This window comes from Streptomyces sp. NBC_01334 (assembly GCF_035983595.1).
Lineage (GTDB): Bacteria > Actinomycetota > Actinomycetes > Streptomycetales > Streptomycetaceae > Streptomyces > Streptomyces coriariae.
In genome coordinates this window covers 5,798,966-5,819,786 of record NZ_CP130718.1, presented here as the reverse complement: position 1 = coordinate 5,819,786, position 20,821 = coordinate 5,798,966, and the positions used below count along the sequence as shown (strand labels likewise).

18 protein-coding genes and 1 tRNA gene are annotated in these 20,821 nt (G+C 67.9%); 8 read left to right on the top strand and 11 right to left on the bottom strand.

Annotated elements, in window-relative coordinates; all coding sequences use genetic code 11:
- Positions 1–35 precede the first annotated feature (35 nt).
- The 7 genes from OG736_RS26180 (at position 36) to OG736_RS26150 (ending at position 5,084) form a co-directional block, all read left to right on the top strand.
- Positions 36–1,058, top strand: a complete 1,023-nt coding sequence (locus OG736_RS26180) for a hypothetical protein (protein WP_327184593.1) — start codon at positions 36–38, stop codon at positions 1,056–1,058.
- Positions 1,059–1,094: 36 nt separating this feature from the next.
- Positions 1,095–2,240 carry a hypothetical protein gene (locus tag OG736_RS26175; RefSeq protein ID WP_327184592.1) on the top strand — a complete coding sequence of 382 codons (1,146 nt, stop codon included), beginning with the start codon at positions 1,095–1,097 and terminating at the stop codon, positions 2,238–2,240.
- On the top strand, positions 2,240–2,980 hold the full coding sequence (locus tag OG736_RS26170) for a hypothetical protein (protein WP_327184591.1): 741 nt from the start codon (positions 2,240–2,242) through the stop codon (positions 2,978–2,980). The genes OG736_RS26175 and OG736_RS26170 overlap by 1 nt, the downstream gene beginning before the upstream one ends.
- 29 nt (positions 2,981–3,009) lie before the next feature.
- Positions 3,010–3,552 (top strand): ATP-binding protein, encoded by a 543-nt coding sequence (locus OG736_RS26165; protein ID WP_327184590.1) that lies wholly within the window; start codon positions 3,010–3,012, stop codon positions 3,550–3,552.
- Between the two features lie 99 nt (positions 3,553–3,651).
- Positions 3,652–4,563: a peptidoglycan-binding protein gene (locus OG736_RS26160; protein WP_327184589.1), complete on the top strand. Its 912-nt coding sequence runs from the start codon at positions 3,652–3,654 to the stop codon at positions 4,561–4,563.
- A 15-nt stretch (positions 4,564–4,578) separates the two neighbouring features.
- Positions 4,579–4,827, top strand: coding sequence for a hypothetical protein (locus OG736_RS26155; RefSeq protein ID WP_267018877.1), 249 nt, complete (start codon positions 4,579–4,581; stop codon positions 4,825–4,827).
- The gene (locus OG736_RS26150; protein WP_020132667.1) at positions 4,824–5,084 is read left to right on the top strand and encodes a hypothetical protein; all 261 of its coding nucleotides are present in this window, start codon (positions 4,824–4,826) and stop codon (positions 5,082–5,084) included. The genes OG736_RS26155 and OG736_RS26150 overlap by 4 nt, the downstream gene beginning before the upstream one ends.
- 80 nt (positions 5,085–5,164) lie before the next feature.
- Here the strand turns inward: OG736_RS26150 and OG736_RS26145 are convergent, their stop codons facing one another.
- From OG736_RS26145 to OG736_RS26095, 11 genes are all read right to left on the bottom strand, one after another.
- The gene (locus OG736_RS26145; protein WP_020132668.1) at positions 5,165–9,064 is read right to left on the bottom strand and encodes a DNA-directed RNA polymerase subunit beta'; all 3,900 of its coding nucleotides are present in this window, start codon (positions 9,062–9,064) and stop codon (positions 5,165–5,167) included.
- Positions 9,065–9,161: 97 nt separating this feature from the next.
- Complete coding sequence (gene rpoB / locus OG736_RS26140; protein WP_314223377.1) at positions 9,162–12,647, bottom strand: DNA-directed RNA polymerase subunit beta; 3,486 nt, start codon at positions 12,645–12,647, stop codon at positions 9,162–9,164.
- A gap of 557 nt (positions 12,648–13,204) precedes the next feature.
- On the bottom strand, positions 13,205–13,588 hold the full coding sequence (gene rplL / locus OG736_RS26135; RefSeq protein ID WP_062640264.1) for a 50S ribosomal protein L7/L12: 384 nt from the start codon (positions 13,586–13,588) through the stop codon (positions 13,205–13,207).
- 111 nt (positions 13,589–13,699) lie between these two features.
- A complete protein-coding gene (gene rplJ, locus OG736_RS26130) occupies positions 13,700–14,230 on the bottom strand; it encodes a 50S ribosomal protein L10 (RefSeq protein WP_020132671.1) in 531 nt (176 codons plus the stop codon).
- Positions 14,231–14,525: 295 nt separating this feature from the next.
- Complete coding sequence (locus tag OG736_RS26125; protein WP_327184588.1) at positions 14,526–15,347, bottom strand: SCO4651 family lipoprotein; 822 nt, start codon at positions 15,345–15,347, stop codon at positions 14,526–14,528.
- Between the two features lie 93 nt (positions 15,348–15,440).
- Positions 15,441–16,355: an SCO4651 family lipoprotein gene (locus OG736_RS26120; RefSeq protein WP_327184587.1), complete on the bottom strand. Its 915-nt coding sequence runs from the start codon at positions 16,353–16,355 to the stop codon at positions 15,441–15,443.
- A gap of 146 nt (positions 16,356–16,501) precedes the next feature.
- Positions 16,502–17,227: a 50S ribosomal protein L1 gene (gene rplA / locus OG736_RS26115; RefSeq protein WP_020132674.1), complete on the bottom strand. Its 726-nt coding sequence runs from the start codon at positions 17,225–17,227 to the stop codon at positions 16,502–16,504.
- A gap of 85 nt (positions 17,228–17,312) precedes the next feature.
- Positions 17,313–17,747, bottom strand: coding sequence for a 50S ribosomal protein L11 (gene rplK / locus OG736_RS26110; protein WP_020132675.1), 435 nt, complete (start codon positions 17,745–17,747; stop codon positions 17,313–17,315).
- A gap of 194 nt (positions 17,748–17,941) precedes the next feature.
- Entirely contained in the window at positions 17,942–18,787 is an 846-nt protein-coding gene (nusG, locus tag OG736_RS26105) for a transcription termination/antitermination protein NusG (RefSeq protein ID WP_020132676.1), read from the bottom strand.
- An 80-nt stretch (positions 18,788–18,867) separates the two neighbouring features.
- Complete coding sequence (gene secE, locus OG736_RS26100) at positions 18,868–19,155, bottom strand: preprotein translocase subunit SecE (RefSeq protein ID WP_062640252.1); 288 nt, start codon at positions 19,153–19,155, stop codon at positions 18,868–18,870.
- A gap of 113 nt (positions 19,156–19,268) precedes the next feature.
- Positions 19,269–19,341, bottom strand: a tRNA-Trp gene (locus OG736_RS26095).
- A 216-nt stretch (positions 19,342–19,557) separates the two neighbouring features.
- Between OG736_RS26095 and OG736_RS26090 the strand changes: the two genes are divergently transcribed.
- Positions 19,558–20,784: a pyridoxal phosphate-dependent aminotransferase gene (locus OG736_RS26090; RefSeq protein ID WP_057603526.1), complete on the top strand. Its 1,227-nt coding sequence runs from the start codon at positions 19,558–19,560 to the stop codon at positions 20,782–20,784.
- Positions 20,785–20,821 lie beyond the last annotated feature (37 nt).

Genomic DNA, 20,821 nt, shown 5'->3' with positions numbered 1-20,821 from the left:
CCCGCTCCCGCCCGTTCTCCCGAAAGGAGTCGACCATGCCCCTGCGCTCCGGATGGCTCTCCCCCGACGGCCAGTCCCGTGAGGACACCCGCCTGGTCTCGCTCGGCGCCCTGACCCCCACCTCGCCCGTCGCCACCCGCTCCGGTGTCCTGCCGGGCTCCTCCGACGGCGCCTCCCGCATCTCCGGCTTCACGCTCACCGGCACGGCGAACAGCATGTCCGCCACGGTCAGCCCCGGCCGTGCCGTGCTCCAGAGCACCGACGCCAGGGGCGCCTACCCGGTCGCCCTCACCGAGTACCTGCCCGTGACGTTCCCGGACGGCAACGCCCAGTACAACCGCATCGACCTGCTCGTCCTGCGGATCTACGACGACGCCTACGACGGCTCGGGCCGCACCGAGGCCGTCGTCGAGATCGTCCCGGGCACCCCGGCCGCGGCCCCGACGGTACCGGCGGCGCCCGGCCTGTCGCTTCCGCTGTACGAGGTCACCGTGCCGGCCAACGCGAGCGCGGGCACCGGCGGCATCGCCTGGGCCTCGGCACTGCTCGGCCGCCGCACCGCCACGGTCGGCGTCGGCGGCATCCTCCCGGTGACCACGGACACCTCCAACGGCGCCTACCCCGGCCAGTACCGGGACCTGAGCGGCGTGATCCAGCGCTGGTCCGGCACCGCCTGGGCCGACTACCAGCCGCCGCTCGTCGTGGAGACGACCAACACCGGGGTCACCGCCCAGGGCAACTGGTCGCTGTCGTGGTTCGGCGCCCGACGCACACGCGGCGTGTGCTCGTTCACCGTCGGACTCACCCGCATCACCAGTGCCCTCACCGCGACGGCCGCCGGCACCACCAACCCGGGCAATGTCGGCGACGAGCTGATCTGTGCCCTGCCGACCGGCTGGCGGCCGGTCGTCGAGACCTACGCCTCCGCGAGCGACGGCTTCGCCGACGGCGCCGTGCGGATCGCCGCCGACGGCTCGGTCCAGCTGATCAGCTGGTCGACCAGCGGTGTCATCCAGGTCGGCAATGTCCTGCGCTTCTCCGCCTGCTTCGTGCTGTGAGCGCCGACCGACACGGCCCTGGGAGCTGACCGCCGTATGTCCACGACCACCACCCCCTACCGCGCGATCTTCTGCGATCTGCGCACCGACGACACCATCGACATCCTGCCCCTGCGGGACGTCACCGTCGACGACTACATCGGCAAGGCCGGGTCCCTCTCCGGCACCGTCCCCGTCCCCAACGCGCAGGTGGCCGCCCGCGTCCGCCGCATCGAGGAGGGCCGCACCGCGGTCTACCTCCAGCGCGGCAACGACCTGTGGTGGGGCGGCATCATCTGGACGTCCACCCTGCAGAGCGACGACCGGGGCGTGCTCACCCTCGGCATCCAGGCGGCCACCTTCGAGTCGTACGCCGGCCGCCGCCGGATCCGCCAGGACCTCACGTTCTCCGGGAGCGACGACCAGCTGGAGGTGGCGCGGCGGCTGTGGCGCCACCTCCAGACCGGCGAGCTCGTCGACGACGGCACGCCGCCGCTGCCGACCGGCGGCGACATCGGCGTCACCTTCGGGCAGGAGCTCTCCGGGGTGCGGCGCTCGGTGTCGTACCGCGACGGCGACGAGACCGTCTACCTGGAGGCGATCGACGCCCTGGCCGCCCTGGAGAACGGCTTCGAGCACTACATCGCCGTCTACCGCGACCCGGTCACCGGCACCCGGGTCCGCCGGCTGCGGCTGGGCAGCCCGAAGATCACCACCGGCAGCACCGACCTGGTGATGGACCGGCCCGGCACGATCCTGTCGTACACCTTCCCGCGCGACGCCACCCGCGGCGGGACCACCGCCCGGGCCCGCGGCGCCACGGACAACACCAACCAGGCCGTCGAGTCCCGTCCGCTGTTCGCCGACGCCGACATCCCCGACGGCGAAGCCCTGATCAAGGTCGGCTACCCGCGGATCGACCTCGCCTCGGACCACAACGACATCGCGAGCACGACGATCCTGCGGTCCCTGGCCAACGCCGAACTCGCCGAGGGCACCGGCGCCGTGGTGATCCCCGAGATCAGCGTCCGCCTCGACGACCTGGTGCCGTCCGCGCTGCTGGGCCGCACCGTCCGCCTCCGGATCACCGACGAGTGGTGGACCGAGGGCCTGGACGCCCGCTACCGGATCATCGGCGTCAAGGTCAGCCCGGCCCAGCGCGGCCGCCCCGACACCGCCGAGCTCTACCTGGAGGACGCCTGATGCCTCAGCTCCCCGAAGACATCATCGACCGGCTCACCCAGATGGAACGCCGCATCCAGCAGCTGTCCACCGCCGTCAACACCCGCCCCGCCCTCAACACGATCACCGGCGGCGAGGTGGAGATCAAGGACGGCACCCTGAAGGTCACCGACGGCGGCACCCTGCTCGTCCAGCGGCCCGGCAGCACCGACACGATGTTCCGGGTCGGCTCGTGGAAGGACGCCGAGTACGGTCTGGAGATCCACCGCCAGACCGGCAGCCTCGCCATGACCCTGTTCAACGGGGACGGCAGCGCCAACTCGCTCCAGCCGCTGCGGATCTACGACAACGGCAACCGCGAGATCTTCTCCGACGACGTCAACAGCGGCGGCCTGGCCCGGCCCTGGCTGGCCATGCTGCCCCCGCAGGACACGGCGGCGTCACGCTGGCCGCAGACCGCCTCGACGGCCTGGGCGACGATCGCACTGTCGTACAACCCGGTCTGGCAGCCGAAGATGCGGCTGCGGCTGAGCACCGCGGCGAGCTCCGGCGCGGCCGGCCAGGTCCGGGTGCTGGTGAACAGCGCCCAGTGGGGTCCCACGGTCTCCGCGGGCACCGAGTTCGACTACACGGACCTGATCAGCACCACCTTCTCCTCCGTGTACACCACCACGGTCAAGGTGGAGATCCAGGCCATCGTCACCAGCACCTCCGGCACCGTCCACGCCACCCCGGTCCTCATGCACGGCCGCCAGAGCTGACCCCGACACCACAGGAAGGCAGCGCGTCCATGGACATCGACCCCACTCAGCCCTGGGGCCTCGCGATCGACTACGCGGGCCGGGCCACCCTCACCGAGAGCGGCCACACGATCCACGTCAACGTCTCCGACACCAGCCTCAGCTCGATCGTCGGCCCCGACTCAATCAGCGGAACCTACTCGCCGGTCAACGTCACCGCCCAGTTCACCGAGACCGGCGAGGGCGGCGCGGTCCTGCGCGGCACCGGCCGCGTCACGATCATGCCCGTCGGCACGGACCCGGTCGTCCCCGACCCGACGGCCGTCCAGCGCGCGGTCGCCGAGGCCCTGACCGACTTCGCGACCGACGCGGCGGCCTACGTCGCCCTGTGCGCCCAGTGGCAGCCGGACGACGACGCAGAGGACGGCGACGGCACCACCCCGGGCCCCGGGACCGCACCGGACCCGAACACCGGCGCCGATCCCGAGACCGCCGCCGACACGGCCGCCGAGACAGGCACCGCCACCGAGGCCGACGCCGGCACCAGCACCAGCACCAGCACCAGCACCGACGGCGACCCCGCCATGGTCTGAGGCCACCGCACCGACAGGAGAACCACCCCGCCACCCCGAGCCGCTCCCCCGCCGGCCGGGGTTTTCTCATGCCCGAACACTCCCCAGGGAGGCACCACCATGGCCAACCCCCTCTCCGCCGACGCCCTCGTGTCCGCACTGCGGGCCGAGGGCGTCACCGTCGTCGAGCACTCCGGCTGGCGCACCAACAATCGCAACCACAAGGGAAGTTGGGGACCGGTCAACGGAGTGATCGTGCACCACACCGTCACCTCCGGCACCGGCAACAGCGTGAGCCTGTGCTTCGACGGCCACTCCGCCCTGCCCGGCCCCCTCTGCCACGGCGTGATCGCCAAGGACGGCACGGTCCACCTCGTCGGCAACGGCCGCGCCAACCACGCGGGCAGCGGCGACGGCGACGTCCTGAGGGCCGTCATCGCCGAGAAGGCGCTGCCCGCGCCGAACGAGAACGACACCGACGGCAACGTCCACTTCTACGGCTTCGAGTGCGTCAACCTCGGCGACGGCAAGGACCCTTGGCCGGCCGTCCAGTTGGAGGCCATGGTCCGCGCCTCGGCCGCGCTGTGCCGGGCGCACGGCTGGTCGGCCGCGTCCGTGATCGGCCACAAGGAGTGGACCAGCAAGAAGATCGACCCGCGCGGCTTCACCATGGCCGACTTCCGCGCCAGGGTCGCGACCCGGCTGGGCAAGCCGACCACCCCGAGCACCGGCACCGGCACCGGCACCGGCACCGGCACCGGCACCGGCACCGGCACGCCGCAGTACCAGCCCTTCCCCGGCGCCGCATGGTTCCGGAAGAACCCGAAGTCGCCGATCGTCACCGCGCTGGGCAAGCGCCTGGTCGCCGTCGGCTGCTCCGCCTACAACTCCGGCCCCGGCCCGCAGTGGACCGAGGCCGACCGTCTCTCCTACGCCAAGTGGCAGCGCAAGCTCGGCTACACCGGCTCCTCCGCCGACGGCTGGCCGGGCGCCAAGTCCTGGGCGGCGCTGAAGGTCCCCCACAGCTCCTGAGAATCGAGGCTCCCGATGTCAGAGGCCGCCAAGCGCACCCTCCGTACCGTTCTCCAGACCGCTGTCGGCCTGTGCGTGCTGCTGCCGACGGTCGTCGACGCCGCCGGCATCCCCGGCACCCTGCCCTGGGCCGCCGCGGCGCTCACCGCCGCCGCCGGCGTGACCAGGGTCATGGCCCTGCCCGCCGTACAGACCCTGCTGCCCTCGTGGCTGCGTACGGACACCCCGGCCGGCGGAAGGCCCAGCGAAAAGAGCGACGCGTGAACGAACCCTTCTCCGACCCGGCCGCCGTGGCCCTGGAACTGGAGCGGCTGCGCGGCACCGTCGAGGCCGGCTTCGCCCGCGTCGACGGCTCGCTCGCCCTGCTGGTCCAGCGCAGCGACCAGACCGACAAACAGATCGCCGACCACGAACAGCGCCTCGACGCCCTGGAACGCTCCCGCTGGCCACTCGCCAGCATCGGCGCCCTGGCCGCCCTCGCGACGGTCGGCGTCACCGCCTGGGAGCTGACCGGCCGTTAGCGCGGGTCCCCGGACATGCCGAAGGGCGGCCACCCCGTACGCAACGGGGTGACCGCCCTTCAGTACTTCAGACGTACGCCTTACTGGTTGTACGGACCGTAGTCGTAGTCCTCCAGCGGAACGGCCTGGCCGGAGCCCGTGCCGAACGGCGAGTAGTCGATGTCGTCGTAGCCGACGGCCGAGTACATCGCGGCCTTGGCCTCCTCGGTCGGCTCGACCCGGATGTTGCGGTAGCGGGACAGACCCGTACCGGCCGGGATGAGCTTACCGATGATGACGTTCTCCTTGAGGCCGATCAGGGAGTCGGACTTGGCGTTGATCGCCGCGTCCGTCAGCACCCTGGTCGTCTCCTGGAAGGACGCCGCCGACAGCCAGGACTCCGTGGCCAGCGAGGCCTTGGTGATACCCATGAGCTGCGGACGACCGGAGGCCGGGTGACCGCCCTCCTGCACCACACGACGGTTCTCGACCTCGAACTTCGAGCGCTCGACGAGCTCGCCGGGCAGCAGCTCGGCGTCGCCGGACTCGATGATCGTCACCCGGCGCAGCATCTGCCGGATGATGATCTCGATGTGCTTGTCGTGGATCGACACACCCTGCGAGTTGTACACCTTCTGGACCTCGCCGACCAGGTGGACCTGGACGGCACGCTGACCCAGGATGCGCAGCACGTCGTGCGGGTTGGTGGCACCCACGGTGAGCTTCTGGCCCACCTCGACGTGCTCGCCCTCGCTGACCAGGAGACGGGCACGCTTCGAGATCGGGAACGCCGTCTCGTCGCTGCCGTCGTCCGGCGTGATGACGATCTTCTTGGTCTTCTCGGTCTCCTCGATCCGCACGCGGCCCTGGGCCTCGGAGATCGGGGCGACACCCTTCGGGGTACGGGCCTCGAAGAGCTCGACGACACGCGGCAGACCCTGGGTGATGTCGTCACCGGCCACACCACCGGTGTGGAAGGTACGCATCGTCAGCTGGGTACCGGGCTCACCGATGGACTGGGCGGCGATGATGCCGACCGCCTCACCGATGTCGACCAGCTTGCCGGTGGCCAGCGAGCGGCCGTAGCACATGGCGCAGGTGCCGACCTGGGACTCACAGGTCAGGATCGAGCGGGTCTTGACCTCCTCGACACCGTGGCGCACGAGCTGGTCGATGAGCACGTCGCCCAGGTCCACGTTGGCCGGCGCGATCACCTTGCCGTCGATGACGACGTCCTCGGCGAGCATGCGGGCGTAGACGCTGGTCTCGACGTCCTCGGCCTTGCGCAGCACGCCGGCCTCGTCGTGCGAGGCGATCCGCAGCTTCAGACCGCGCTCGGTGCCACAGTCCTCCTCGCGGATGATGACGTCCTGCGAGACGTCCACCAGACGACGGGTCAGGTAACCCGAGTCGGCGGTACGCAGGGCGGTGTCGGCCAGACCCTTACGGGCACCGTGCGTCGAGATGAAGTACTCGAGGACGGACAGGCCCTCACGGAACGAGGCCTTGATCGGACGCGGGATGGTCTCGTTCTTCGCGTTCGACACCAGACCACGCATACCGGCGATCTGCCGCATCTGCATCATGTTTCCTCGGGCACCCGAGTCAACCATCATGAAGATGGGGTTCGTCTTGGGGAAGTTCGCGTTCATCGCCTCGGCGACCTCGTTGGTCGCCTTGGTCCAGATCGCGATGAGCTCCTGCGTGCGCTCTTCCTTGGTGATCAGACCGCGCTCGTACTGCTTCTGGACCTTCTCGTCCAGCGCCTCGTAGCCCGCGACGATGGCCTTCTTCGCCTCGGGGACGACGACGTCGGAGATGGCCACGGTGACACCGGAACGGGTGCCCCAGTAGAAGCCGGCCGCCTTCAGGTTGTCGAGCGTCGCCGCCACGATGACCTTGGGGTAGCGCTCCGCGAGGTCGTTGACGATCTCGCCGAGCTGCTTCTTGCCCACCGAGTAGTCGACGAACGGGTAGTCCTCGGGCAGCAGCTCGTTGAAGAGCGCACGGCCCAGGGTCGTCCGCAGGCGGAAGGTGTCACCCTGCTGCCACTCCGGCTCGCCCTCTTCGCGGGCCGGCGGGGTCCAGCCGCGCGGCGGGATGGTGCCCACCGGGAAGCGGATGTCGATCGCCGACTGCAGCGCGAGCTCACCGGCGTCGAACGCCATGATCGCCTCGGCCGTGGAGCCGAACGCGCGGCCCTCGCCCTTGGTGTCACGCAGCTCGCCGTCGGTGGTGAGGAAGAACAGACCGAGGACCATGTCCTGGGTCGGCATCGTCACCGGACGGCCGTCGGCGGGCTTCAGGATGTTGTTCGAGGACAGCATCAGGATGCGGGCCTCGGCCTGCGCCTCCGCGGAGAGCGGCAGGTGGACGGCCATCTGGTCACCGTCGAAGTCCGCGTTGAACGCGGTGCAGACGAGCGGGTGGATCTGGATGGCCTTGCCCTCGACCAGCTGCGGCTCGAAGGCCTGGATGCCGAGGCGGTGCAGGGTGGGCGCACGGTTCAGCAGAACCGGGTGCTCGGCGATGACCTCTTCGAGGACGTCGTACACGACCGTGCGGCCGCGCTCCACCATGCGCTTCGCGCTCTTGATGTTCTGCGCGTGGTTCAGGTCGACCAGGCGCTTCATCACGAACGGCTTGAAGAGCTCCAGCGCCATCGCCTTCGGCAGACCGCACTGGTGCAGCTTCAGCTGCGGACCGACGACGATCACGGAACGCGCGGAGTAGTCCACACGCTTGCCGAGCAGGTTCTGACGGAATCGACCCTGCTTGCCCTTCAGCATGTCGCTGAGGGACTTCAGCGGGCGGTTACCGGGACCGGTGACCGGGCGACCACGACGACCGTTGTCGAAGAGGGCGTCGACGGCCTCCTGGAGCATGCGCTTCTCGTTGTTCACGATGATCTCGGGCGCACCGAGGTCGAGAAGGCGCTTCAGGCGGTTGTTCCGGTTGATCACACGGCGGTACAGGTCGTTCAGGTCGGAGGTCGCGAAGCGGCCACCGTCCAGCTGCACCATCGGGCGAAGGTCCGGCGGGATGACCGGCACGCAGTCCAGCACCATGCCCTTGGGGCTGTTGCTGGTCTGCAGGAACGCGGAGACGACCTTCAGGCGCTTGAGCGCACGGGTCTTCTTCTGGCCCTTGCCGGTACGGATGATCTCGCGGAGGCGCTCGGCCTCCTCGTCGAGGTCGAAGGACTCCAGGCGCTTCTGCAGCGCCGCGGCACCCATCGAGCCGTCGAAGTACGTGCCGAAGCGGTCACGCAGCTCGCGGTAGAGCAGCTCGTCGCCCTCGAGGTCCTGGACCTTGAGGTTCTTGAAGCGGGCCCACACCTCGTCGAGACGGTCGATCTCGCGCTGTGCACGGTCGCGCAGCTGCTTCATCTCCCGCTCGGCGCCTTCGCGCACCTTGCGGCGCACGTCGGCCTTGGCACCCTCGGCCTCGAGCTCGGCCAGGTCGGTCTCGAGCTTCTTGGCGCGGGCCTCGAGATCGGCGTCGCGACGGTTCTCGATCTGCTGACGCTCGACGGAGACGTGCGCCTCCAGCGAGGGCAGGTCACGCGTACGGCGCTCGTCGTCGACGTACGTGATCATGTACGCCGCGAAGTAGATGACCTTCTCGAGGTCCTTGGGAGCCAGGTCGAGCAGGTAGCCCAGACGGCTCGGGACACCCTTGAAGTACCAGATGTGCGTCACGGGAGCGGCGAGCTCGATGTGGCCCATCCGCTCACGACGCACCTTGGCGCGGGTCACCTCGACGCCGCAGCGCTCACAGATGATGCCCTTGAAGCGGACACGCTTGTACTTGCCGCAGTAGCACTCCCAGTCCCGGGTCGGACCGAAGATCTTCTCGCAGAAGAGTCCGTCCTTTTCGGGCTTGAGCGTGCGGTAGTTGATCGTCTCGGGCTTCTTGACCTCGCCGTGGCTCCACTGACGGATGTCGTCAGCGGTAGCCAGACCGATCCGGAGCTCGTCGAAGAAGTTGACGTCGAGCACTATGCGTCAATCCCTCTCAGGGTTGTAAGTCTTAGGGTCTGATACGGGGGTCCCGGGGCCGGCAGGGCTCAACGTCGTGAGCCCTGCCGAACTCCCGTCAGACCTCTTCGACGCTGCTCGGCTCACGCCGGGACAGGTCGATGCCGAGCTCCTCCGCAGCGCGGAAGACATCCTCGTCGGTGTCGCGCATCTCGATGGACATACCGTCACTGGACAGCACCTCCACGTTCAGGCAGAGAGACTGCATCTCCTTGATGAGCACCTTGAAGGACTCGGGGATGCCAGGCTCGGGGATGTTCTCGCCCTTGACGATGGCCTCGTAGACCTTCACGCGGCCGGTGACGTCGTCGGACTTGATCGTCAGCAGCTCCTGGAGGGCGTACGCGGCGCCATAAGCCTCCAGCGCCCACACCTCCATCTCACCGAAGCGCTGACCGCCGAACTGCGCCTTACCACCCAGCGGCTGCTGGGTGATCATCGAGTACGGACCGGTCGAGCGGGCGTGCAGCTTGTCGTCGACCAGGTGGTGCAGCTTCAGGATGTACATGTAGCCGACCGAGATCGGGTCCGGGAACGGCTCACCGCTACGGCCGTCGAACATCCGCGCCTTACCGGTCGGGAGCACCATGCGCTCGCCGTCGCGGTTCGGAATGGTGTGGTTCAGCAGGCCCGCGAGCTCGTCCTCACGCGCACCGTCGAAGACCGGGGTGGCCACGTTGGTACCCGGGGCGACCTGGTCGGCGCCGATGCCCTGGAGCCGCTGCGCCCAGTCCTCGCCGAGACCGGAGACGTCCCAGCCGCGGCTGGCGAGCCAGCCGAGGTGGATCTCCAGCACCTGTCCCGGGTTCATTCGGGACGGCACACCCAGCGGGTTGAGGATGATGTCGACCGGGGTCCCGTCCTCGAGGAACGGCATGTCCTCGATGGGCAGGATCTTGGAGATGACACCCTTGTTGCCGTGACGGCCGGCGAGCTTGTCACCGTCCGTGATCTTGCGCTTCTGCGCCACGTAGACCCGAACCAGCTGGTTCACGCCCGGCGGCAGCTCGTCGCCTTCCTCACGGTCGAAGACGCGGACGCCGATGACCTTGCCGATCTCGCCGTGCGGCACCTTCAGCGAGGTGTCACGGACCTCACGGGCCTTCTCACCGAAGATGGCGCGCAGCAGGCGCTCCTCCGGGGTCAGCTCGGTCTCACCCTTGGGCGTGACCTTGCCGACGAGGATGTCACCGGCGACGACCTCGGCACCGATACGGATGATGCCGCGCTCGTCGAGGTCGGCGAGGACCTCCTCGGAGACGTTCGGGATGTCCCGGGTGATCTCCTCCGGGCCGAGCTTGGTGTCACGGGCGTCGACCTCGTGCTCCTCGATGTGGATCGAGGAGAGGACGTCGTCCTGCACGAGGCGCTGCGACAGGATGATCGCGTCCTCGTAGTTGTGACCCTCCCACGGCATGAACGCCACGAGCAGGTTCTTGCCCAGGGCCATCTCGCCGTTCTCGGTGGCCGGGCCGTCGGCGAGGACCTGACCGGTGATGATCCGGTCGCCCTCGTTGACGATGACCTTCTGGTTGACCGAGGTGCCCTGGTTGGACCGGGAGAACTTGGCCAGGCGGTACGTGATGTACGTGCCGTCGTCGTTGGTCGTGGTGATGTAGTCCGCGGAGACCTCCTGGACCACACCGTCCTTCTCGGCCTTGACCACGTCGCCGGCGTCGACGGCGGAGCGGTACTCCATGCCGGTGCCGACCAGCGGGGCCTCGCTCTTGATGAGCGGCACGGCCTGACGCATCATGTTCGCGCCCATGAGGGCACGGTTGGCGTCGTCGTGCTCGAGGAACGGGATCATGGCGGTCGCGACCGACACCATCTGGCGCGGCGAGACGTCCATGTAGTCCACGTCGTCACCGGGGACGTAGTCGACCTCACCGCCACGGCGGCGGACCAGGACGCGGTTCTCGGTGAAGCGCAGGTCGTCGTCGAGCGTGGCGTTGGCCTGCGCGATGACGAACCGGTCCTCTTCGTCGGCCGTCAGGTAGTCGACCTCGTCGGTGACGACACCGTCGGTGACCCGGCGGTACGGCGTCTCCACGAAACCGAACGCGTTGACGCGGCCGTAGGAGGCGAGCGAACCGATCAGACCGATGTTCGGGCCTTCGGGGGTCTCGATCGGGCACATGCGTCCGTAGTGGGACGGGTGCACGTCACGGACCTCGAAGCCGGCCCGCTCACGGGACAGACCACCCGGGCCGAGGGCGTTGAGACGACGCTTGTGCGTCAGACCCGACAGCGGGTTGTTCTGGTCCATGAACTGCGACAGCTGGCTGGTGCCGAAGAACTCCTTGATGGAGGCGACGACCGGCCGGATGTTGATCAGGGTCTGCGGCGTGATCGCCTCGACGTCCTGGGTCGTCATGCGCTCACGCACGACGCGCTCCATACGAGCCAGACCCGTACGGACCTGGTTCTGGATGAGCTCGCCGACGCTGCGGATACGACGGTTGCCGAAGTGGTCGATGTCGTCGGTCTCGACCATGATCGAGCGACCGGACTCGCCGACCGTCTCGGTCTCCCCGGCGTGCAGCTTCACCAGGTACTTGATCGTCGCGATGACGTCCTCGACGGTCAGGACACCCGCGTTGAGCGGGGCCTCGCCACCGAGCTTCTTGTTGACCTTGTAGCGGCCGACCTTGGCCAGGTCGTAGCGCTTGGGGTTGAAGTAGAGGTTCTCGAGCAGCGTCTGCGCGGCCTCACGCGTGGGCGGCTCGCCCGGACGCAGCTTGCGGTAGATGTCCAGCAGCGCGTCGTCCTGGCCCTGGGTGTGGTCCTTCTCCAGGGTGGCGCGCATGGACTCGTACTCGCCGAACTCCTCGAGGATCTGCTCGGTGGTCCAGCCGAGAGCCTTCAGAAGGACGGTGACGGACTGCTTGCGCTTGCGGTCGATACGCACACCGACCATGTCGCGCTTGTCGATCTCGAGCTCCAGCCAGGCGCCCCGGGACGGGATGACCTTGGCGGAGAAGATGTCCTTGTCGGACGTCTTGTCGATGGAGGAGTCGAAGTAGACACCCGGCGAACGGACCAGCTGCGACACGACGACACGCTCGGTGCCGTTGATGACGAAGGTGCCCTTGTTGGTCATGAGCGGGAAGTCGCCCATGAAGACCGTCTGGGACTTGATCTCGCCGGTCTCGTTGTTGGTGAACTCGGCCGTCACGAAGAGCGGGGCCGCGTACGTGAAGTCGCGGTCCTTGCACTCGTCGATGCTGTTCTTCGGAGGCTCGAAACGGTGGTCGCGGAAGGTCAGCGACATCGACCCGGAGAAGTCCTCGATCGGAGAGATCTCCTCGAAGATCTCCTCCAGACCGGACTTGGTGGGGACGTCCTGACCGGACTCCAGGGCGGCCTCGACGCGACCCTTCCAGGCGTCGTTGCCGAGCAGCCAGTCAAAGCTCTCGGTTTGCAGCGCGAGAAGGTTCGGAACCTCGAGGGGCTCCCTGATCTTTGCAAAGGAGATGCGCAGCGGGGCGGTGCTGGCGGCGTTGTTCGTATTCGAGATCGAGGCGTTGCGCGAGGCGGCCAAGAGGGGGTCCTTCCGAGGGCTCGGACTCACTACGCGCGTACCGGCTCCTCATCCTGCGCGCAGAGACAGAAATCCCAGGTGGGGGATTGTCTGGTCGTCCGGCTCAAGTGAGGGCATGCCCCTGGTGACGGGCAGGGAACAGCTAACAGGCAGCGCAAAGGGTCAGTGTAGCCACTTGGCACACTGATGTCCAGTGCGGGTTTCTGGAGACCCTCGTAGTTCTCAACGCCCTCGGTCTGCTAGCCCTCAACGCACGGTGATACTGCCCTCTTCGCCGTCGATCCATGCCTCGGATTCGGATCCTTGTGACGACGCGTCCTGAGAATTGCGCGCTGCGTGCGGTTCGTCAAGGCCCCCCTGCGCGAACTCGGGCGCCGGAGACACGATGAAGATCACCATACCCCCCGGTCAAGCAGGTGCAAGGCAACCGTGGTCACGCTCCCAGGAACGCCGAAGAGCGACCACCCAGATGGATGATCGCTCTTCGGTGCGTGAGCGTTACAGCCCCGGAGGGACTGATTCAGCCTTCGCGTCCGGTCGTCGCCGACCGGGAGGTGTTACTTGACCTCGACGGAGGCGCCGGCAGCCTTGAGGGACTCGGCGGCCTTCTCAGCGGCCTCCTTGGCGACCTTCTCGAGGACGGGCTTCGGAGCGCCGTCGACGAGGTCCTTGGCCTCCTTCAGACCCAGGGAGGTCAGCTCACGCACGACCTTGATGACCTGGATCTTCTTCTCGCCGGCACCGGTGAGGATGACGTCGAACTCGTCCTGCTCCTCGGCAACCTCAGCGGCGGCGGCCGGGCCGGCCGGGGCAGCGGCGACCGCGGCGGCGGCGGTGACGTCGAACTTCTCCTCGAACGCCTTCACGAACTCGGAGAGCTCGATGAGGGTGAGGTTCTCGAACTGCGCGAGCAGCTCTTCCTGGGACAGCTTCGTCGCCATGGTGGGCGATCCTTCCATTCAATTCGGCAGGTGCCGGATGTACATGTCGGCGGGCGTACGTTCGGCCCGCGTCGACCGCCACGTCATGCGGCGGTCAAAGTGCGAGCCGAGTTACTCGGCACCGCCCTGCTCGGCCAGCTTGACCCGAAGCGCCTCCGCGGTGCGGACGAACTTCGACGGAAGCGCCTGGAAGAGCGAGGCAGCCTGGGACTGCTTGCCCTTCATGGCGCCCGCCAGCTTGGCGAGCAGAACCTCGCGGGACTCGAGGTCCGCAAGCTTCTTGATCTCGTCGGCGGACAGCGCCTTACCGTCAAGGACACCGCCCTTGATGACGAGGTTCGGGTTGTCCTTGGCGAAGTCACGAAGACCCTTCGCCGACGTCACCGGGTCACCAGTGATGAAGGCAACCGCCGTCGGACCGTTGAACAGGTCGTCGAGCGTCGAGATCCCGGCCTCGTTGGCCGCGATCTTGGTCAGCGTGTTCTTCACCACGGCGTACTGGGCGTCTTCACCGAGCGAACGACGCAGCGTCTTGAGCTGCGCCACGGTGAGACCCCGGTACTCGGTCAGCACAGCGGCGTTCGAGCTGCGGAACTGGTCCGCGAGCTCGGCTACCGCGGCAGCCTTGTCGGGCCTTGCCATAGAGCGTCGGCCTCCTTCCGGGTGATGAGGACCGCTCAGAAGGGGCTGGGACAAACGAAACGCCCCGGCGCAGGCGCACGGGGCGTAGCTCGACCGAACGAATTCCATGGAAGGATTTCGGTCCGGGAGCGTATCCACTGACACCTGCGCGGGTCGTCCGCATTGCAGCGGATCCTTCGGCCACCGCCCCCTCTTGCGAGAGCACGGCAACGACCAGCGGTCTTTGGCTTCTCGAGGAGCGTACGTGAACGGGGCGCCGTCAAGCAAATCCGCCCGTACGGGGCCGGTACGGGCCTCAGTCGCGGGCCTTCTTCAGCTCCTCGGCCATGTCCACGGTGTCCGAGGTGGCCGGCGCCTTCACGGTCACGGGCTTGCCGAAGTCGAAGAACGTGAGGGTGAGGTCGAGCTCGCCGCGCCGCCCGAAGCCCTGCACCCGCAGCTGCCGCGTACGGTCCTCGGCGTCGACCCACAGGTCCATGGTGAGTTCGTCCACGCCCTGCTTCTCGTACTGGGCGAGGCTCTTCTCGGTCCGCTGCCGGACGCTCTTGTCCTCGTCCTCGTAGGAGGCCCGGATGTCGTCGACGGTGGCCGTGCCCGTGTAGTGGGTGGTGCGGACGCCGTCGACGGTCTCGGTGCCGGCCTGCTCCAGGTCGTCGGCCGCGGCGAGGAAGCCGCCCTCGTGGGAGGGGTTGTCCCGGACCCGGTCCACCATCGTGCCGGTGTCGACCTTGATCCCGCTGGGGGTGTCGGAGCTGCCCGGCGCCCCGAACTTGATCCAGTGCTTGCCGTTCTCGTCGGCTTCGTCGGTGCCGACGTACAGCACCCCGCCGACCAGCCGGAACTCACCCGTGCCCTGGTCGGGCCCGCTGAGCGCGGTGGACTTCAGGCTCATGGCCGGCGGCTCGACGCCGATCGATGCCTCGGCCTCGATCCGGCCCTCCTCCGGCGTCCGGCCGGTCATGCGGTAGCGCAGGGACACGGTCTCCTCCGCCTTCTCCGCGGCCCGGGTGACGGCGGCCGCGGCGGCGGAGTCACCCCCGCTCTCCGTGCCCCCCGCCGCCGCACACCCCGCGACGAGCAGCGCGGACAGCCCGAGGACACCCACGGAAGACCTCATCCAACTTCCCCCAGAAACCGAGACAGCGAACACACGGTCGATTCACAGCAAGACCGTGAAGGTATCCCAGGGGATCGGGAGAGGGCCCGTGAATTACGAGCCGGTACCCGCCCCCTGCTGCTTCACCAGCTCCGAGAAGTCCGCGGTGTCGCTCGCCGGAGGCACCTCGGCGGAGACCTCGGTGCCGTAGTCGGTGTAGTACGCGGTCTGGGCATAGGCGCCCGCCGTGGTCTCGCCCTTCTCGACCTTCTTGACCAGCAGATCCCGGTCGTCGACCCAGATGTCGACCGTCTCGGTGGTGACGCCGGCCTGCTCCAGCGTCTTCCTCAGGTCGTCGAGCTGGCTCTGGCTGAGGTTGGAGTTCTTCTCGGCGAGGTCCGCCACCTCCACCGTCCCCGAGTAGTGCGTGGTCCGCTGCCCCCGCACCTTCTCGTCGCCGACCTCCCGCACGTCCCCGGAGGCCAGCAACAGCTTCACCGACTGGTTCGGGGTGGTGTTCTGCATCTGGTCCTTCAGATACGCGCCGGAGCTGCCGCCGAGGCTCTCCAGGTCGTCGTACGCGTATCGGATCCAGTGCCTGCCGCCGGCCTGCTCCGCGAAGGAGTCGCCCATCCTCGCGTAGTAGGCGTCGGGCAGATAGCGGGCCTCCATCGACGTGGTGCCCATCTGGCGCATGGTGTCGGCCATGGTTCCGCCGGTGTACGTGATGGTGAGCGTGCCGGTGAGGCCGTCCCCCCAGGCGAGAGCGCCGTCGGCGGTCATCGACATCACCGAGCCCATGGTCGTGGTCGACTCGACCTTCGCGGAGTCGGCGCCGTCGGTGGACTTCTCGGCGGTGCGCAGGGCCGCGATGGGGCTCAGCCGGGGGCTGCCGTCCCCGCCCTTCCCGGAGCCGCCGGAGCCGCCCGAACCCTCGGAGCCGCCGGAGCCGCCGCAGGCCGTCACCCCCGTCAGCAGAGCCGCCGCGACGATCGAGAGGCCCGCGCGGCGCAGGTTCCTGCACTTCATTCGTCCCACCCCCATGGATTCCTGTCACTGAACGCTAACGCACAGCACTGACAGTCGTACGAAAAAGATACGTACGGCAAAAGGGACGAGCCCCGCACCTCGAAAGGTTGCGGGGCTCGTCACCGACTGAGGGTGAGCTGTCAGGCTCAGACCGCGGCCGGGTCCTCCTCGACGAGAAGGTTGCGGGTGCGGTTCGGGTCCACCAGGATGCCGGGGCCGATCGTGGTGCTGATCGCGGCCTTCTTGATGTAACGACCCTTGGCGGCGGACGGCTTCAGACGGAGGATCTCCTCCAGGGCCGCGCCGTAGTTCTCCACCAGCTGGGTGTCGTCGAAGGACGACTTGCCGATGATGAAGTGCAGGTTCGAGTGCTTGTCGACGCGGAACTCGATCTTGCCGCCCTTGATCTCCGTGACGGCCTTGGCCACGTCGGGGGTGACGGTGCCGGTCTTCGGGTTCGGCATCAGACCACGCGGACCGAGCACGCGGCCGAGGCGGCCGACCTTGCCCATGAGGTCCGGGGTGGCGACGACGGCGTCGAAGTCCAGACGACCCTTCGCGACCTCGTCGATCAGTTCGTCGGAGCCGACGATGTCGGCGCCCGCGGCCTCCGCGGCCGCAGCACGGTCACCGGTCGCGAAGACCAGGACCCGGGCGGTCTTGCCGGTGCCGTGCGGCAGGTTCACGGTGCCACGGACCATCTGGTCGGCCTTGCGCGGGTCGACACCCAGGCGGAAGGCGACCTCGACGGTGCCGTCGAACTTGCTCGTGGAGGTCTCCTTGGCGAGACGGACGGCCTCGAGCGGGGCGTAGAGCTTCTCCCGGTCGATCTTGGCGTCCGCAGCGCGGAGGGACTTGCTGCGCTTGCTCACTACTGCTCCTGTGTGTCTTGAGGAGTCGTGGTATGGGCCGAGCAGGCCCTGCCACGGTGCTACGAAGGTGCTACGGGGCTGGTGATCAGCCTTCGACCGTGATGCCCATGGAGCGGGCGGTGCCGGCGATGATCTTCGACGCGGCGTCCAGGTCGTTGGCGTTCAGGTCGGGAAGCTTGGTCGTGGCGATCTCACGGACCTGCGCCTCGGTGATCTTGGCGACCTTGGTCTTGTGCGGCTCGCCAGAGCCCTTCTCGACACCAGCGGCCTTGAGGATCATCTTCGCGGCCGGCGGCGTCTTGGTGATGAAGGTGAAGGAGCGGTCCTCGTAGACCGTGATCTCCACCGGAATCACCCAGCCACGCTGCGACTCGGTCGCGGCGTTGTAGGCCTTGCAGAACTCCATGATGTTGACGCCGTGCTGGCCGAGCGCGGGGCCGACCGGCGGGGCCGGGTTGGCCGCACCAGCGTTGATCTGGAGCTTGATGAGCCCCGTGACCTTCTTCTTCTTGGGAGGCATTGCTCTCTCCGGGTCCTAGTGAGAGTTTTCAGCCGTCCGGTCCGGATGATCCGGATGGAGGCATACCGCACAACGATAACGGGTATCCATGCGCGGCCAAAAACCGAGCAGGTCAGACCGTCCCCCGCAAGCGGGAGGTGCCCCCAGCGAGAGCGTGGTCTGACCTGATCGGAGGCTTGTGCTCCAGAGGAGGATCAGTTCTTCTGGATCTGGTCGAAGCTCAGCTCGACCGGGGTCTCGCGACCGAAGATCTCGACGAGGCCCTTGACCTTCTTCGAGTCGGCGTTGATCTCGTTGATCGTGGCCTGGAGCGTGGCGAACGGGCCGTCGGTGACGGTGACCGAGTCGCCCACCTCGAAGTCCAGCACCTGGACCTCGACCTTGCGGGACGGAGCCGGCTTGCCCTCGGCCTCGGCGGCCTCACGCGCGGCCTTCTCCTCGGCCTCCGGGGCGAGCATCTTGACGATCTCGTCCAGGGTCAGCGGGTACGGGTCGTACGCGTTGCCCACGAAGCCCGTGACGCCGGGAGTGTTGCGGACGACGCCCCAGGACTCGTTCGTCAGGTCCATGCGCACCAGCACGTAGCCGGGGAGCTTGTTCTGACGGATGGTCTTGCGGTCGCCGTTCTTGATCTGGACGACCTCTTCCTGCGGCACCTCGGCCGCGAAGATGTAGTCCTCGACGTTGAGCGAGACGGCGCGCTGCTCCAGGTTGGTCTTCACGCGGTTCTCGTAGCCGGCGTACGTGTGGATGACGTACCACTCGCCGGGGAGGGTGCGCAGCTCCTCGCGCAGGGCGACAACGGGGTCGACGGGCTCGGCCGGCTCTTCTTCCTCGGCCTCGTCGACGACGTCCTCGGTCTCGACGTCCTCGTCGGCTTCCTCGTCCTCGACGTGGAGTGCGGCTTCCTCCGCGGGTTCGCCCGCTTCGGCCTCGGCAGCCTCGAACTCGTCCACCTCGTCCGCACCCTCGACGATGTCGAGCTCGTCGTCCACGGACTCTTCCGGCTCGATGGCGTCGTTCAGGTTCTGGTCAGACACGGTGGCTGCTTCTTCCTGGATACATAGGGGTGGAACATGCGAAAGGGGCGCCGGATACCTCGGCGCCCTTCGCTCTAGGCTCAGCCAAAAACGTACTTGGCGGCGTGGCTGAGTCCATAGTCAATCACGGTCACCAGGCCGATCATGATGACGACAAAGACGATCACCACGGTCGTGTAAGTCGTCAGCTGACTCCGCGTGGGCCATACGACCTTGCGGAGCTCTGCGACGATCTGGCGATAGAAGAGCGCGAGACGCTTCAGCGGGCCCTTCTTGGCGCGCTTGCCGCCCTTGCGGGTCTTCTTCTGCGCCTCAGGCACCTCGTCCTGGGCATCAGGCGTGTCGATGGAGCCCACGGCATCCGCCATTCGTCCTCACCTGTTCCCGGGTCGTGGCCGTGCCGCGCCCGGTCTGAGCCGCACGGCGATGCATTGCTGGACGTACATGCGCTGCGCACACATCCTGGTGACGGAGTGTGTAGCAGGGCCGGAGGGACTTGAACCCCCAACCGCTGGTTTTGGAGACCAGTGCTCTACCAATTGAGCTACGACCCTTTGTGTGTTCCCCAACGTACCGCATCCGACCGGGTGCTCGGTGTGCACCTGTTGGGGCGCGGCTGTCGAAGGCCAACGACGTGTGAGTGTACGTGGTCTTGAGCGCCTCGTCGAACGGAAAGCGGCCTTGATCGGAATCACTCTGATGTTCAGTCGGCTGACCAGTCCGTGAAACCCGTGTGCCGGGGCGGTTTCCGGTCTGAAACCATGGGTGCCATGAGCGCTGCAATCCCTCCCACCGAGCGCCGGGTCTCCGCCCGCGTCGGCGCGATCTCCGAGTCCGCCACCCTTGCCGTGGACGCCAAGGCCAAGGCCCTGAAGGCCGCCGGACGTCCGGTGATCGGCTTCGGCGCGGGCGAGCCCGACTTCCCGACCCCGGACTATGTCGTCGAGGCGGCCGTCGAGGCCTGCAAGAACCCCAAGTACCACCGCTACACGCCGGCCGGTGGTCTCCCCGAGCTGAAGGCCGCGATCGCCGCGAAGACGCTGCGTGATTCGGGCTACGAGGTGGACGCCTCGCAGATCCTGGTCACCAACGGCGGCAAGCAGGCGATCTACAACGCCTTCGCCGCGATCCTCGACCCGGGCGACGAGGTCATCGTCCCGGCGCCGTACTGGACCACGTACCCCGAGTCCATCCGGCTGGCGGGCGGTGTCCCGGTGGAGGTCGTGGCCGACGAGACGACCGGCTACCGGGTCTCGGTCGAGCAGCTGGAGGCGGCCCGCACGGAGAACACGAAGGTCGTGCTCTTCGTCTCCCCGTCCAACCCGACCGGCGCCGTCTACAACGCCGAGGACGCCGAGGCGATCGGCCGCTGGGCCGTCGAGCACGGCCTGTGGGTGATGACGGACGAGATCTACGAGCACCTCGTCTACGGCGACGCGAAGTTCACCTCGCTGCCGGGGATCCTCCCCGAGCTGCGCGACAAGTGCATCGTGGTCAACGGCGTCGCGAAGACGTACGCGATGACCGGCTGGCGGGTGGGCTGGATCATCGGCCCGAAGGACGTCGTCAAGGCCGCCACGAACCTCCAGTCGCACGCCACCTCGAACGTCTCCAACGTGGCGCAGATCGCCGCGCTGGCCGCCGTCTCCGGTGACCTGTCGGCCGTCGAGAAGATGCGCGAGGCCTTCGACCGGCGCCGCAAGACGATCGTGCGGATGCTGAACGAGATCGACGGCGTCCTCTGCCCGGAGCCCGAGGGCGCGTTCTACGCGTACCCCTCGGTGAAGGCGCTGCTCGGCAAGGAGATCCGCGGCAAGCGTCCGCAGGACTCGGTCGAGCTGGCCGCGCTCATCCTGGAGGAGGCCGAGGTCGCGGTGGTCCCGGGTGAGGCGTTCGGTACGCCGGGCTACCTGCGGCTGTCGTACGCGCTGGGCGACGAGGACCTCGTCGAGGGCGTGAGCCGCATCCAGAAGCTGCTGGCGGAGGCCAGGGACTGAGTTCGGACCACTCCCGTGAACAGTCTGCGGGCCGTCT